The sequence below is a fragment of the Mycobacterium sp. 1165178.9 genome (assembly GCF_001673555.1).
GTDB lineage: Bacteria > Actinomycetota > Actinomycetes > Mycobacteriales > Mycobacteriaceae > Mycobacterium.
Genome location: NZ_LZMB01000237.1, coordinates 1 through 13,093 on the forward strand (window position 1 = coordinate 1; position 13,093 = coordinate 13,093).

16 protein-coding genes are annotated in these 13,093 nt (G+C 66.1%); 6 read left to right on the forward strand and 10 right to left on the reverse strand.

Going from position 1 to position 13,093, the window contains the following annotated elements:
• From A5652_RS10795 to A5652_RS10810, 4 genes are all read right to left on the reverse strand, one after another.
• A partial coding sequence (locus A5652_RS10795; protein WP_197513903.1) for a nitroreductase family protein occupies positions 1 to 380 on the reverse strand: 380 nt, incomplete at its 3' end.
• A 21-nt stretch (positions 381 to 401) separates the two neighbouring features.
• Entirely contained in the window at positions 402 to 884 is a 483-nt protein-coding gene (locus tag A5652_RS10800; RefSeq protein WP_067350431.1) for a carboxymuconolactone decarboxylase family protein, read from the reverse strand.
• A gap of 270 nt (positions 885 to 1,154) precedes the next feature.
• Entirely contained in the window at positions 1,155 to 2,120 is a 966-nt protein-coding gene (locus tag A5652_RS10805; RefSeq protein ID WP_067350434.1) for a nitronate monooxygenase family protein, read from the reverse strand.
• A gap of 160 nt (positions 2,121 to 2,280) precedes the next feature.
• Complete coding sequence (locus A5652_RS10810; RefSeq protein ID WP_067350437.1) at positions 2,281 to 2,880, reverse strand: TetR/AcrR family transcriptional regulator; 600 nt, start codon at positions 2,878 to 2,880, stop codon at positions 2,281 to 2,283.
• Positions 2,881 to 2,995: 115 nt separating this feature from the next.
• Between A5652_RS10810 and A5652_RS10815 the strand changes: the two genes are divergently transcribed.
• The gene (locus A5652_RS10815) at positions 2,996 to 4,573 is read left to right on the forward strand and encodes an NAD(P)/FAD-dependent oxidoreductase (RefSeq protein ID WP_067350405.1); all 1,578 of its coding nucleotides are present in this window, start codon (positions 2,996 to 2,998) and stop codon (positions 4,571 to 4,573) included.
• Between the two features lies 1 nt (position 4,574).
• Here A5652_RS10815 and A5652_RS10820 read toward each other — a convergent pair whose 3' ends face one another.
• The 5 genes from A5652_RS10820 to A5652_RS10840 all read right to left on the reverse strand — a co-directional run bounded on the left by A5652_RS10820 (position 4,575) and on the right by A5652_RS10840 (position 7,359).
• Positions 4,575 to 5,321: a lipase family protein gene (locus tag A5652_RS10820; protein ID WP_197513904.1), complete on the reverse strand. Its 747-nt coding sequence runs from the start codon at positions 5,319 to 5,321 to the stop codon at positions 4,575 to 4,577.
• A gap of 126 nt (positions 5,322 to 5,447) precedes the next feature.
• Positions 5,448 to 6,056 (reverse strand): YbhB/YbcL family Raf kinase inhibitor-like protein, encoded by a 609-nt coding sequence (locus A5652_RS10825; protein WP_067350409.1) that lies wholly within the window; start codon positions 6,054 to 6,056, stop codon positions 5,448 to 5,450.
• Between the two features lie 66 nt (positions 6,057 to 6,122).
• Positions 6,123 to 6,569, reverse strand: a complete 447-nt coding sequence (locus tag A5652_RS10830) for an SRPBCC family protein (RefSeq protein ID WP_067350412.1) — start codon at positions 6,567 to 6,569, stop codon at positions 6,123 to 6,125.
• Between the two features lie 50 nt (positions 6,570 to 6,619).
• Positions 6,620 to 7,036, reverse strand: coding sequence for an SRPBCC domain-containing protein (locus A5652_RS10835; RefSeq protein ID WP_067350415.1), 417 nt, complete (start codon positions 7,034 to 7,036; stop codon positions 6,620 to 6,622).
• Positions 7,033 to 7,359, reverse strand: a complete 327-nt coding sequence (locus A5652_RS10840) for a helix-turn-helix transcriptional regulator (protein ID WP_067350418.1) — start codon at positions 7,357 to 7,359, stop codon at positions 7,033 to 7,035. Before A5652_RS10840 ends, A5652_RS10835 begins: the two co-directional genes overlap by 4 nt.
• Before the next feature lie 93 nt (positions 7,360 to 7,452).
• On the opposite strand from A5652_RS10840, the gene A5652_RS10845 reads away from it, so the two are divergent.
• The 5 genes from A5652_RS10845 (at position 7,453) to A5652_RS10860 (ending at position 12,680) form a co-directional block, all read left to right on the forward strand.
• Positions 7,453 to 8,166, forward strand: a complete 714-nt coding sequence (locus A5652_RS10845; RefSeq protein ID WP_067350440.1) for an MBL fold metallo-hydrolase — start codon at positions 7,453 to 7,455, stop codon at positions 8,164 to 8,166.
• On the forward strand, positions 8,163 to 8,348 hold the full coding sequence (locus A5652_RS27530) for a hypothetical protein (RefSeq protein ID WP_156745272.1): 186 nt from the start codon (positions 8,163 to 8,165) through the stop codon (positions 8,346 to 8,348). The genes A5652_RS10845 and A5652_RS27530 overlap by 4 nt, the downstream gene beginning before the upstream one ends.
• A gap of 67 nt (positions 8,349 to 8,415) precedes the next feature.
• On the forward strand, positions 8,416 to 10,704 hold the full coding sequence (gene aceA, locus A5652_RS10850) for an isocitrate lyase ICL2 (RefSeq protein WP_067350420.1): 2,289 nt from the start codon (positions 8,416 to 8,418) through the stop codon (positions 10,702 to 10,704).
• Positions 10,705 to 10,935: 231 nt separating this feature from the next.
• On the forward strand, positions 10,936 to 11,343 hold the full coding sequence (locus A5652_RS27535) for a hypothetical protein (protein ID WP_067350423.1): 408 nt from the start codon (positions 10,936 to 10,938) through the stop codon (positions 11,341 to 11,343).
• A gap of 164 nt (positions 11,344 to 11,507) precedes the next feature.
• Positions 11,508 to 12,680, forward strand: a complete 1,173-nt coding sequence (locus A5652_RS10860; protein ID WP_067350426.1) for an LLM class flavin-dependent oxidoreductase — start codon at positions 11,508 to 11,510, stop codon at positions 12,678 to 12,680.
• On the opposite strand, the gene A5652_RS10865 is transcribed toward A5652_RS10860, so the two are convergent.
• The coding region (locus A5652_RS10865; RefSeq protein ID WP_197513905.1) for an adenylate/guanylate cyclase domain-containing protein at positions 12,667 to 13,093 on the reverse strand (427 nt) is incomplete at its 5' end. The two genes, A5652_RS10860 and A5652_RS10865, sit on opposite strands and share 14 nt — an antisense overlap.

Genomic DNA, 13,093 nt, shown 5'->3' on the forward strand with positions numbered 1-13,093 from the left:
GCCGCGGCGATGCCGGGTTCTGCGGTGTCGATGCGCTGATTGAGGCAGGGAATGACGTGCACGGGGACGTCGGCCAGCGTCTCGGTCAGGCTCATCGCGCTCTGATACACCCGCTTCGTCTGCGCGTCGGTCGTGTTGTCGGCCGCATGCGCCAGGTATTGGGCGCCGATGCCGCGGTAGATCTCGGCGATGGCGGCACGCTTGTCCGCGTCGGTGATCACCAGCCACCGCCAGTCCTGCGTGTTGCTGGCCGTGGGCGCTTGCATCGCCAGCTGGATGCACTCCAGGATCACCTCGCGACCCACCGGGCGGGTCAGGTCGAGGCGTTTGCGCACCGACCGCGTCGTGCTCAAAAGTTCGTCGACGGTGGCGATGTCCATTTGTTCCTTCCGGATGGTTGATCAGAGGTCGATGGCGCACGACTGGTCGACGCCCAGCACGCTCAACGAGCGCCCCAGACCAAGGAAGACCGCCACGCACAGCGTGAGATCCAGGATCTCCTCGTCGGAGAACTCCGACCGGAGTCGTTGGAAGAACTCGTCATTCAGGGAGGCGTGGTCGGTGGCGAAGCGTTCGGCGTACTCGATGCAAAGGCGTTGGCGCGGTGTGTATCCCGAGTAGGTGGCATAGGCGGCGACGTTGTCGTACAGCTCTGGCGCCACCCCGGCATCGAGCACCGACTGGGCGCGGAAGCCCGAGCACGCAACGCAATCGTTAATCTGCGCGATGCGCATCCTGGCCAGCTCACGCTCCTGGGCGGGCAGGATGCTCTGCTGGTACGCACCGCGGATCATGCGTTCGACCATGTCACCGAGTTGCGGCCGTAGCGTCCAAATCATGGCGGCTTCGCCGCCGGGGCCATCCGGCACATTGAGACGGGCCATCAGCGGACTCCTGCCCGGTGAAGAGAAGTACTGAGCTGAGCAAACCAGATCCTGGTCGCCGAGGCCAGGCATAGACCCGGCAAACGGTTTGTAGTTACCGTCTGGGCGTGCTGTTCGTGCACGAGGTGCATGGTCGCTTCGAAGACGACTTCGAGGCCGCGTTCCGGCACGGCTGGATGCTCATGCTCGCCGCCCACTCTCTGACGCTCTGAAGTTTTGCGATCAATGGGAAAGCCGGCTGTAGCGCACCTCGGAGTGGTCACCCCGTTCTTAGCCCCCCCGATTCAGGATGTGGGCCGCTTCGCTGATCATGTCGGCGACGATGTCAGCGGCGGGACGGACTTCGCGTACGCGGCCCACCCCCTCGCCGACCAGTATCGCCGCGGTGTCGAAATCCTCTGCGGCGACAGCCTTCTCGTAGGAAGCGATCGCTTCGGGTAGCCGCGCCGACAGCTCGGCCTCGTTGCCGTGCCAGGTGTCCAGGAAGGCGTTGCCCAGCGCCCGCGCGTTGTATTCGGCGGGCCAATCGAGGCGGCGCACGAGGTCATAGACGCGGGTACGCACGGTGTCGTCTCCGCCTGCCGCCACTGCGCGATCCTGGGCCCGTGCTGACACCAGCGCTTCCGGCGTCGCCCAGAACCTCGTTCCCACGACCGCGCCGTCGGCACCCAGCGCGAGCGCAGCCGCCAACCCGCGACCGTCGCCGACGCCACCTGCGGCCACCACCAACGTGTCCGGCGAACGTTCGGCCACGAAATCGACGACCTCGGGCACCAAGGTGAAGGTCGACCGCACGCTCATTCCATGCCCGCCGGCCTCGCCGCCCTGAGCGACGATGACTTCCGCCCGGGCGTCCAAGGCGCGGCGCGCCTGATCGAGGTTCTGCACCTGCGCGATGAGCGGAACGCCGGCACCGTGGATGCGATCGGCGAACGGCTGTAACTCGCCGAATGACAGCATCACGGCCGCCGGCCGCTGGGCCAGGGCTATGTCGAGGACCCCCGGTTTTCGGGCGAGGCTCCAGGTGATGAAACCGTATCCGACTCGGGCACCTTCGGCCCGGTCGATCTGGGATCGCAGCCATTCGGCGTCGGGGTAGCCCCCGCCGATGAGGCCCAGGCCGCCCGCCCGCGTCACCGCCGCCGCGAGCCTCCCCCCGGAGATCAAGGCCATCGGCGCGAGCACTATCGGCTGCTCGATCCCGAACGCCTCGGTGAGGCGTGTCGTCAAACCCATGGTGGCGCTCACTTGAGTTCGCGCGGACGTCGTCGGCTCACCATGCGCAAGACCACCTGGCGGGCTGAGCGCTCGATGCCGAGACCGGTATCCAGCGTGACATACACAACGGCATCTTTCCTCCTAGGTGTGATCGATTCGCGCGAGAGCGGGCACGCCGTCAGGCGAGCGGAGCCAGACCGGAGCGCACCAGTTCCAAACTCGCGGTCACGTCCGCGCCGAGGTCGCCGGAACAGCCGCCGCGGCCCCAATTCTCCACTGCGGCAACGAGTGCCGCGGCGATTACAGACCCAGCGACCTCGGCGGCCAGGTCGATGTTCGCCAGACCCGGATTCCGCCCTCTGACGAAATCGGTGAGCACGTGGGCGAACGAGGACTGCACCACCCGCAGGTGGCCGGCGATCCGCTCGGCACTGATCAGCTCCGCGCGAGCGCTCGCGGCTTGGCGCACCACTTCGAGGTCGTGCGGGAATGCGGCGACGCTGGCCAGCACCGCATCGAACAGCGGTTCCGAGGACGGGCGCCGGGTAAGCGCCTCGGCCAGCCAGTCCAATTGCGTCTCGTAGTCCTGAAAAAGCACGGCCTCCTTGGTCGGGAAATGCCGGAAGAAGGTGCGTTCGGTGACACCGGCCTCGCGGGCCAACTCGGTGACGGTGACATTGGCAAACCCCTTGTGAGCGAAGCTCTTCAACGCCGCTTGGCGCAGTGCCTCATGCGTCGATCGTCGTCGTTGTTCATGACGGTTGCCCGGGGAGCTCATCTCAGCGGTGATCGTATCCCAGGCCCCGCGGGTCACGACTGACACCTCTTCCCATTATGTCAGTACTGACATATTCTTAGCGCGTGGTTTCCCGATCGAAACGAGGGCCAAGACCATGAGCAATACCGATTACGACGCCATCGTGGTGGGCGCCGGACACAACGGGCTGACCGCGGCGGCGATCCTGCAACGCGCGGGCCTGCGCACCGTGTCCATGGAAGCCAACACCTATGCCGGCGGCATGGCCGCGACGGTCGAACTGATCGACGGCTTCCGGTACGAGATCGCCGGTTCGGTGCAGTTTCCGATGGCGAGCCAACTCACCAAGGACCTCGGGCTGGACACGCTGCCGGCCGTGGAGCCCGACGTGATGTCAACCAACATCGGCGAGCACGGCGAAGAGCCGATGATCTTCTACCGCGACCCGATGCGGCTGATGACACATCTGAACGAAAAGCACGGGATGCAGGCGGTCACCGGCATGGCCGAGCTGATCGGCTGGAGTCAGGGACCGGCGAAAGCGCTGGGCCGCTTCGACGTCCGCCGGCCGCCCAAGACTCTCGACGAGATGTATGCCTGCGCGGCCAACGACGACGAACGCCGGGCGATCCACGAAATGCTTTTCGGCTCGGCCATGGACGTGATCGACCGCTACCTGCCCGACAAAGACAAGCACGCAGTCATGCGGGGAATGCTGGCGTTCCTGGCGGTCAACTCGACTTACCGCGGCCCGTACACACCGGGCAGCGCAACGTGTTTGGCGTTTGCATTAGCCGTGCCCCAAGACGACGCGGCCAGCACCGCGATGATGACCAAGCTCAAGGGGGGCATCGGCGCGCTCACCGAACACCTGCGTGAGCTCTTCATCGCCCACGGCGGCGAGATCCGGTTCCGCACCAAAGCCGAGGAGATCCTCGTCGAACAAGGCAGGGTGACCGGCGTGCGGCTGCGAGACGGGTCGACGATCTCGGCACCGATCGTGGTGTCCAATCTGTCGCCCGATATCACGCTCACCGAACTGATCGCACCCGAACACGTCCCGGCGCAGGTAATCTCGCGTGTCTCCGGCCGCGACCACCGGGCGTCGTTCGTCCAGATCCACTTCGCCCTCGACGGACTGCCCGAATTCGCCCCGCCGTACGAGTTCCTCAACGCCGACGGCATGCAACAGTCGGTGGGAATCTTCGGGTCGCCCGAATCTCAACAGCTGAACTGGGAGAACTGCCGGCGAGGCATCGTTCCGGACAACCCGTCCATGGGAATGCAGATCCCATCAGTGCACGATCCCGGCATGGCGCCGCCCGGCAAGCACGCGGCGAGCGTGTTCGCCTACGCCTTTCCGGTCGAGGTCAGCCGCGACCAGCACGGGCATCTCAAAAACGAGATGGCGCACCGGGTTATCGACAAGATCACAAAACTGGCGCCGAACTTCAAGGACATCGTGATACGCCACATCACGTTCGCGCCTTACCATATGAACACCATGTTCGGGGCACCCTCGGGCGACTTCTGTCACGGGCTGCTGCACCCCGACCTGATGGGCCCCAACCGGCCCGGCCCCAAAGGCTTCCTCGATATGCCCATCGGGATAGACGGCCTGTATCTCGCCGGGGCGGGATGCCATGGCGGACCCGGCATTACCTTCACTCCCGGCTACAACGCCGCCTATCAGGTGCTCGACGACATGGCCTGACTCAGGGTTTGCATGCGGCTTCGAGGGAAAGCGCGGGGGCACCGGATTGCAGGGACAGCAGGTACAGATACGTCGCGAGCGAATGTTCGCATGACACCGTGTATTTGACCAACGTCTTAGGGGGCCATGGAAGCAGCCGGACCGGGATGAGCTCGACCGGATTGAGCACATGCTCGTAGTCGAGCGGTGGGGGCAGAGCTGTGACGATATCCAGCCGGTTTGCGATGCGCCAGGAGTCTTTGACCACCTGATCGAAGGTGGCCGCAAACAGCGAGTCGCCGATGCGTGGACTGCCGTAGGTGTACACGGCGGGGTTGGTGAACGTCGTGTTGGCGGCCACGTCGAGGGCGAGCAGTGTCGCGAGGGCCCCGCCCAGGCTGTGCCCGCAGATCGTCAGGGAGCCGACGGGTTGCGGGAGCGAAAGTTTCGCGAGCGCGCCGACCACCGCCGGCGAGCCCGGCGTGGCTCCCGTCCGCAGGGACTCGTACATGGCGGTGAAGCCGTCTTCGGCGTGGCCGGCGCCGGCCAGGAACGGGCACGGCACCTGGAGAAAGTCGAGGTCGTGAAGCCATTCGAGCCATCCTTCGGTGCCGCGGATCGCGATCGCGACGTCACCCGTGTTGTTCTCCTGGCAGATCAGCCCGATGGATACTTCGCCGTCGGCTCGACTCGGATCCATGTCGGTCGCCAGATCGTTGGCGTAGATCGTGGTGACCACGGTGTAGTCGACGCCGCCGGCGCTCAGCACCTGACCCGCCCTGTTCGTCAGATCGCCGGGCGGCGTCGCGAATGTCGCGTTGACGAGCTGACCGAATTGTATTGCCTGCGTTACATTTACCGTCGATTGTGCTGGCATTGCGGGCCCGGCTCCGGTTCAGCCACCGAACGTTCCGGTGAGCTGCGCTTGCGCGGTCGCGGCCCCCCCGATCGTCTGCGCGGCCTGAACACCGCCCAAGCCGCCGGGCAGCTGATAGTCGTTGGGCAGCTGGTAGAGGGTGAACCGGTAGTGATGCGCGCCGGTGCCCGCCGGGGGACAGGGGCCCTTGTACTCGGGCTGGCCGGCCGTGTTCGGCAGAGCGGTCGCCCCGGCCGGTGTCTGACCGTCGACGGTGCTGCCGGAGCCGGGAGGCAATCCGATGACGACCCAGTGCACGTACAGCCCGTTGACGGCATCGGGGTCGTCGACGACGAGGGCGCCACCCAAGGGCGCCGACCACGCCAACGGCGGTGCGATGTTGGCGCCTTTGCAGGTGTACTGCACGGGAATCGGCGCACCGTCGGGGAAAGCCGGGCTGCTGATCGTCAAGGGTCCGTCCGCGGGCGCTTTCGGTGCCGTCCGGCCGAGGGTCGTGACCTTCGGCGCCGACGACGTCGTCGGGTGGCTATTACCCTGGTCGCCGCAACCGACCGGCGCCCCTAGCAGCACCAGCGCCCCGACGACCGTTGCGCTGCGGCGAAATGTGCCCACCCAAGTCGATTCCATAACAAACAGTCTGACTCTCGCGTCCGCAGTCGGAAAGGTCCCGATTTCACCGCGATCAGGGCGCCGCTACTTGGCGCGCTTCTCGACTTCGAGCACCCGATTGCGCAGTCCCTCGGTGGCGGTGTCCATCAGGCTCTTGGCGCCCTTCTTGACCAGGAATCCGGGAACCGGCACCACCAGATCGACGGTCAGCTCGAATCGGACCTTCGTCGAGTCCCCCTCGGGCGTCAACGTGTACCGACCCTCCTGGGCGCGTTGCTGTTTGGAGCTGACCAGGGTCCAGCCGACGCCGTCGTCGTAGACGGTGTATGCCAGCTCCTGTTCGTCGCTGACGCCGACGAGTTTGACGACCTGCCTGGAGCGGGTCGGGTGGTTCTGGTCGTCGCGCTCGAGCACTTCGACCTTCTTGTGCGCCGACGACCACTCGGGCAACGATTCGATATCGAACAGCACATCCAAGATTTCGTCGGGCGTCGCCTCGATGACGACTTCGCGGGAATCAGTGATAGCCATCCCCGGGAGATAGCCGGTGCGGTGCGGCCCGAAACCCGTCGCACTACGCGTCAAGGAGCCGGTCGAGCACCAAGCGCGGCGAGCCGGGGGAGGACGACGTCGCGCCATCCCGGTCCCATGCGCTCGAACGCTTGCGCCATCCGGTTGTCGTCGAGGTCAAAGCCGCTGTGTTCCAGGAACACTCGCGTGCCGTTACCTTCGGCTTCCAGTCGCCAGGTCAGTGTCCATACAGCGGTGAACGTGTATGCGAACAGGTGCGGCGGGTCGACTTCGAGCACCGTGCACGGCTGCTTGCCGTAGCCCGGCATGTCGAGGGTGAACTGGTGGCCCACCACCGCGGCCACCTGACCCTCGGCCCACCACAGCTTCAACAGCGCGGGTTCGGTCAGGAGTCGCCACACCGTGGTTGGTGGCGCCGCCACGAATTGGTCCACCCGGATGGTCGCGAACCGCGACGTTTCGGTCATTCCAGGTCCTCTGCTACCTCGGCGAGCGTGGCCAGCCGCGCGCGCCAGAATTTCTCGAAGGGATGCAACCAGTCGCCAAGCTCCGCCAGCGGCTCCGCGGTCAAGCGATAGATGCGATGACGCCCCTGCGGCTGGTCGGCCACCAGCCCCGCGTCCCGCAGCACCTTGAGGTGCTCGGCGACCGCCGGGCGGCTGAGCTCGAACCGTTCGCTGAGTTCCCCCGCCGAGAGCGGTTGCTCGGACAGGATCTCCAGCAGTTCGCGCCGCACCGGGTTGGCCAAGGCGAGAAAGACGCGATCGACGCTAGCCACATCCGGCAACATATGTCGGGCATCTCCGACATGTCAAGTATTTCCGACGTATTATCGCGTGGGAAAGGTGCGCCGGCCGGAAGCCCGGGCGGCTACCTTCCTGGTGTGCATCTCGCCTGGGAACGGCTGACCGGTAGCGTGCACCGCTGTCGGCTCCCGTTCTGCGACGTGACCGTTGGGCTGGTATGGGGTCGCGCCGGCGCGTTGCTCGTCGACACCGGGACCACGCTGCGCGAGGCCGCCGCGATCGACGCCGACGTCCGACTGCTCGCCAGGCGCCCGGTGAGCCATATCGTCTTGACGCACAAGCACTTTGATCACGTGCTGGGTTCGTCCCTGTTCGCCGGGGCGCACGTGCACTGCGCGCCCGAGGTGGCCGAACACCTGTCCTCGGCTACCGATCAACTCCGCGCGGACGCGTTGCGTCATGGCGCCCGCCCCGCCGAGGTGGACGCGGCGATCGCCGCCCTACGGCCGCCAAGTAGCGGCGCTTACGACGCCGCCATCGACCTGGGGGGCCGGGCGGTGACAATCGCCTACCTCGGCCGTGGCCATACCGCGTCCGACCTGGTGGTGATCGCCCCCGGGACGGACGAGGGCGAGCGGGCCGTGGTGTTCGCCGGTGACTTGGTGGAGGAGTCCGCCGATCCCGCGATCGACGCCGACTCCGATGTCGCGGCCTGGCCCGCGACGCTGGACCGGCTGCTAGCGGTTGGCGGCCCCGACGCGATCTACGTCCCCGGCCATGGCAAGGCCGTTGACGCGGCATTCGTCCGTCGCCAGCGGGACTGGCTGGCCCGTCGCGCAGCCACCCCGTGACCGATACCGTATCGAAAAATATTGTCGCTCAAGGAGTTGACGCCGCGCGACGGCACCGCGCCCCGGTGGGCGAGCATTGTGTGTGCGACGAACGCTTCCCGCCGATCACCGAGCCGCCGCCAAAAAGCGCTCGCAAGTACCGGGTGCGCCAACAGTTTTGGCTCGACTCCTTCGACCCCTGATTGAACCGCCGTTCCCGGGGATAGACTCACGTTCAACGGAATCGTGTGCGAAGAGGAGCGTAAGACAATGGCGATCATCGATAAGGACACGCAAGTCCGGCCATCGTTTGACGACGAGGTCGCTGCCACGCAGCAATACTTCGACGACCCGCGCTTTTCCCGCATCACGCGCCTCTTCACGGCCCGCCAGGTAGCAGAACAGCGCGGCACCATCCCGACCGACTACACAGTCGCCCGCAACGCGGCGGCCGCGTTCTACGAGCGGCTGCGCGAGCTGTTCGCCGAGAAGAAGAGCATCACGACGTTCGGCCCGTACTCGCCCGGCCAGGCCGTCGCGATGAAGCGCATGGGTATCGAGGGGATCTACCTGGGCGGCTGGGCGACATCGGCCAAGGGCTCCACCACTGAGGACCCCGGACCCGACCTTGCCAGCTACCCGCTGAGTCAGGTGCCCGACGACGCCGCCGTGCTGGTGCGCGCGCTGCTGACAGCCGACCGCAACCAGCAGTACCAGCGCCTGAACATGAGCGAGCAGCAGCGGGCAACCGCCACGGAGTACGACTACCGGCCGTTCATCATCGCCGACGCGGACACTGGCCATGGCGGCGACCCGCACGTGCGCAACCTGATCCGCCGGTTCGTCGAGGTCGGCGTGCCGGGGTACCACATCGAGGACCAGCGCCCCGGCACCAAGAAGTGTGGCCACCAGGGCGGCAAAGTGCTGGTGCCGTCGGACGAGCAGATTAAACGGCTCAACGCCGCTCGCTTCCAGCTCGACATCATGAAGGTGCCGGGCATCATCGTCGCCCGTACCGATGCCGAGGCGGCCAACCTGCTCGACAGCCGGGCCGATGAACGCGACCAGCCGTTCCTGCTCGGCGCCACCAACCTCAACATCCCTTCGTACAAATCGTGCTTCCTGGCGATGGTGCGCCGCTTCTACGAGCTGGGGGCCAAAGACCTCAACGGTCACCTTCTTTATGCACTCCCCGAAGGCGAGTACGCCGAGGCCGGGGCCTGGCTCGAGCGGCAAGGCATCCAGGGCGTGATCTCCGACGCGGTCAACAGTTGGCGTGAGAACGGGCAACAGTCGATCGGCGACCTATTCGACCAGGTCGAGTCGCGGTTCGTCGCGGCCTGGGAGGCCGACGCCGGGTTGATGACCTACGGCGAGGCGGTGGCCGATGTGCTCGAATTCGACGCAAGCGAGGGCGAACCGGCCGACATGAGCGCCGAGGAGTGGCGCGCCTTCGCGGCACGTGCGTCTTTGTACTCCGCCAAGACCAAGGCGAAGGAGTTGGGCGTCGATCCGGGTTGGGATTGCGAACTGTCCAAAACCCCCGAGGGCTACTACCAGATCCGCGGCGGCATCCCGTACGCGATCGCCAAATCACTGGCGGCCGCGCCGTTCGCCGACATCCTCTGGATGGAGACCAAGACCGCCGACCTGGCCGACGCCAAGCAGTTCGCCGACGCCATCCACGCCGAGTTCCCCGACCAGATGCTCGCCTACAACCTGTCACCGTCCTTCAACTGGGACACCACCGGCATGACCGATGAGCAGATGAAGCAGTTCCCTGAGGAACTGGGCAAGATGGGCTTTGTCTTCAACTTCATCACCTATGGCGGGCACCAGATCGACGGTGTCGCGGCCGAGGAGTTCGCCACCTCGCTGCAACAGGACGGCATGCTCGCGCTGGCCCGCCTGCAGCGCAAGATGCGTTTGGTCGAATCGCCTTATCGCACACCACAAACCCTGGTCGGTGGCCCGCGCAGCGATGCTGCGCTCACCGCCTCCTCGGGTCGCACCGCGACCACCAAGGCGATGGGCGAGGGCTCGACCCAGCACCAGCACCTGGTGCAGACCGAGGTGCCCAAGAAGCTGCTCGAGGAGTGGCTTGCAATGTGGAGCGAGAACTACAACCTCGACGAGAAACTCCGCGTACAACTGCGACCCCGCCGGGCCGGCTCGGACGTGCTCGAGCTCGGCATCTACGGCAACGACGACGAGCAGCTGGCGAACGTCGTGGTCGACCCGATCAAGGACCGGCACGGCCGCAGCATCCTGCAGGTGCGCGACCAGAACACGTTCGCCGAGAAGTTACGGCAGAAGCGGCTGATGACGTTGATCCACCTCTGGCTGGTGCACCGCTTCAAGGCCGACGCGGTGATCTATGTGACGCCGACCGAAGACAACCAATATCAGACCGCCAAGATGAAATCGCACGGCATCTTCAGCGAGGTCTATCAGGAGGTCGGCGAGATCATCGTCGCCGAGGTGAACCGGCCGCGCATCGCCGAACTGCTGCAGTCCGACCGGGTCGCGCTGCGCAAGCTGATCACCAAAGAAGACTAGCCCGCGGCTCCGCCGTGGCCGCCCCGTCGTCCGATGGGCGGCCGCAGGTTGGTCCTATCGCTGCGGCGCCGCGGCTCTAGCCAACCACCGTCCGCAATGGCCCACTCGCACCGGCGCGATGGGCCACTCATCTGGCGCAATCTCGATGCCGGAGTCTGTTTGCGCAGTCGCGCCGCTGGGTAAGAAAAAATGGGCGGCGCGAAGTGGCGCATGTGGAGATTGGGGGATCGGATGAGGTCTGGGCCGAGGACGACGGTCGCACTGTTCGGCGGTGCGGCGATGCTCGTGCTGTCGGTCGCCTGCGGCGGTGGCAATAAAGGCGGCCCGAGCAGCAGCACCACCACTCCGACGACCACCCCATCGTCCAGCGTCGCGCCCTCCACCGCGCCCGGAGGCGGCGGTGGTGGCCAACCCGGCGGTCCGAACGGCGGTGGCGGACCCAACGGCGGTGGCGGCAGCGTGCCCGGCGGCCCGACCGGTGGCGGGGGCCCCGGCGGTGGCGGCGGCGGAATTCCCGGCGGCCCGACCGGTGGTGGCGGTCCCGGTGGCGGCGGAGGCACCATTCCCGGCGTCGGCGGTGGCGGCGGTGGACCGGGTGGCGGCGGCGGGTGCGTCGGCAATGTCTGCGGCGGCTACTGATCGCAGGATGGCTATCAACGCCGAAACGCAATCACGAAGTCTTGTTCCCTAGCCGGTGGGGCCGGGATTACCTGGCCCCACCGGCTAAACCCTTGTCCGGGGCCTAGGGCCGAACCTGTTATCCGAGTTATGGTTCTCCGCAACTCGGATGCAAGGGGACTTCAATGTCGAAGCTCAGATTCGGATACTTCATCGCGCCGTTCCACCGCTCGGGCACAAATCCGACGCTGGCCTTACAGCGGGACCTGCAGTTCATCGAGCACCTCGACGCCCTCGGTTTCGACGAAGTCTGGTTGGGCGAACACCACTCGGCCGGCACCGAAATCATCAGTTCCCCAGAGGTTTTCATAGCAGCCGCTGCGGAACGGGCCAAGCGCATCCGGTTCGGCACCGGGGTCATCTCGCTGTCGTATCACAACCCGCTCTGGGTCGCCGACCGGCTGATGCTGCTGGATCACCTGACGCACGGCCGCATCATCGGCGGTGTGGGACCAGGCTCGCTGCCCAGTGACTCGTCCATGATCGGACTCACCCCGACCGACACCCGCGAGCTGCTGGAAACCAACCTCGACATCGTCGTGCGATTGCTGGCGGGCGAGACCGTCAGCGCCAAAACCGCCACCCACCAGCTCTTCGATGCCAGGCTGCAGCTCGCCCCGTACTCCGACGGCGGGATCCCGCTGTCTGTCGCCGCGGTCGCGTCACCGACGGGCGCGCGGCTGGCCGGCATGCACGGCATCGGCCTGCTGTCCATCGGGGCGACCCTGACCGTCGAGGGATTCGATGCGCTGTCCTACCACTGGGGCATCGTCGAGGAGCGCGCCGCGACATTCGGCAGGCAGGTAGACCGTGCGAACTGGAGCCTGGTCGGTTTATTCCACCTCGCCGAGACCGAAAAGCAGGCCCGTGAAGAGGTCAAGTTCGGCATCGAGCCGTGGTTCCGCTACTTCCAGAAGGTGGCGGCCTTCCCGCAGATGACGATGCCAGGAGAGCAGCTCGACGAAATGATCGACGTCATCAACGAGAACGGGGCGGGCGTCATCGGCACCCCCGAGCGGGCGCGCGAACAGGTGCAGCGGTTGTGGGATCAGTCCGGCGGTTTCGGCTGCATGCTGCAGATGGGTCACGAGTGGGCCAACCCGGCCGCCACTCGACGGTCCGCCGAATTGTTCGCCGCCGAAGTCATGCCACATTTTCAGGGGCAGGCGCAGCCGACGCTGGATGCCGCCGCGCGCGCGGGTCAGGCTCGGGATGCCTTGGCCCAGTCGCAGTTAGACGCCGTGGCGCACATGACCGAGAAGTATGAAAGCGAAAAGCGTCCCGCTAGCGAAGTCTGATCTGGTGTCTCACCAAGTCAAGGCCGAAGAGGTGCACGGCGGACGACTTGCCTTTGAGGGTGTGAAAGCCTCGATCGGTGAGGGCGGCCGGGCGATGATTGAGGGCGTCGACGCACCGGCCGGTAAGCAGGATCGCGTCGCCGGTGGTCTTGGTGAGCTGTTCGACGCGTGCCGCGACGTTGACGGTGTCACCGATCAGGGTGAACTCTAGCTTGCTTCCGCCGCCGATTGTTCCGGCGATCACCTTGCCGGTGTTGATGCCGATACCGATGCGTAGCTCCCCACCGAAGCGCTCAATAACGAGGCGCTGAATAAGCACCGCGGCGTTCAGCGCAGCACCGGCATGGTCCGCCAGCTCGTTGGGGGCGCCGAACACGGCCAGCGCGCCGTCGCCGAGGAACTTGTTGACGGGC

Coding starts and splice junctions, on each gene's coding strand:
- A5652_RS10800 (WP_067350431.1), bottom strand. CDS start 884: ATGGCCCGTCTCAATGTGCCGGATGGCCCCGGCGGCGAAGCCGCCATG.
- A5652_RS10805 (WP_067350434.1), bottom strand. CDS start 2,120: ATGGGTTTGACGACACGCCTCACCGAGGCGTTCGGGATCGAGCAGCCG.
- A5652_RS10810 (WP_067350437.1), bottom strand. CDS start 2,880: ATGAGCTCCCCGGGCAACCGTCATGAACAACGACGACGATCGACGCAT.
- A5652_RS10815 (WP_067350405.1), top strand. CDS start 2,996: ATGAGCAATACCGATTACGACGCCATCGTGGTGGGCGCCGGACACAAC.
- A5652_RS10825 (WP_067350409.1), bottom strand. CDS start 6,056: ATGGAATCGACTTGGGTGGGCACATTTCGCCGCAGCGCAACGGTCGTC.
- A5652_RS10830 (WP_067350412.1), bottom strand. CDS start 6,569: ATGGCTATCACTGATTCCCGCGAAGTCGTCATCGAGGCGACGCCCGAC.
- A5652_RS10835 (WP_067350415.1), bottom strand. CDS start 7,036: ATGACCGAAACGTCGCGGTTCGCGACCATCCGGGTGGACCAATTCGTG.
- A5652_RS10840 (WP_067350418.1), bottom strand. CDS start 7,359: ATGTTGCCGGATGTGGCTAGCGTCGATCGCGTCTTTCTCGCCTTGGCC.
- aceA (WP_067350420.1), top strand. CDS start 8,416: ATGGCGATCATCGATAAGGACACGCAAGTCCGGCCATCGTTTGACGAC.
- A5652_RS27535 (WP_067350423.1), top strand. CDS start 10,936: ATGAGGTCTGGGCCGAGGACGACGGTCGCACTGTTCGGCGGTGCGGCG.
- A5652_RS10860 (WP_067350426.1), top strand. CDS start 11,508: ATGTCGAAGCTCAGATTCGGATACTTCATCGCGCCGTTCCACCGCTCG.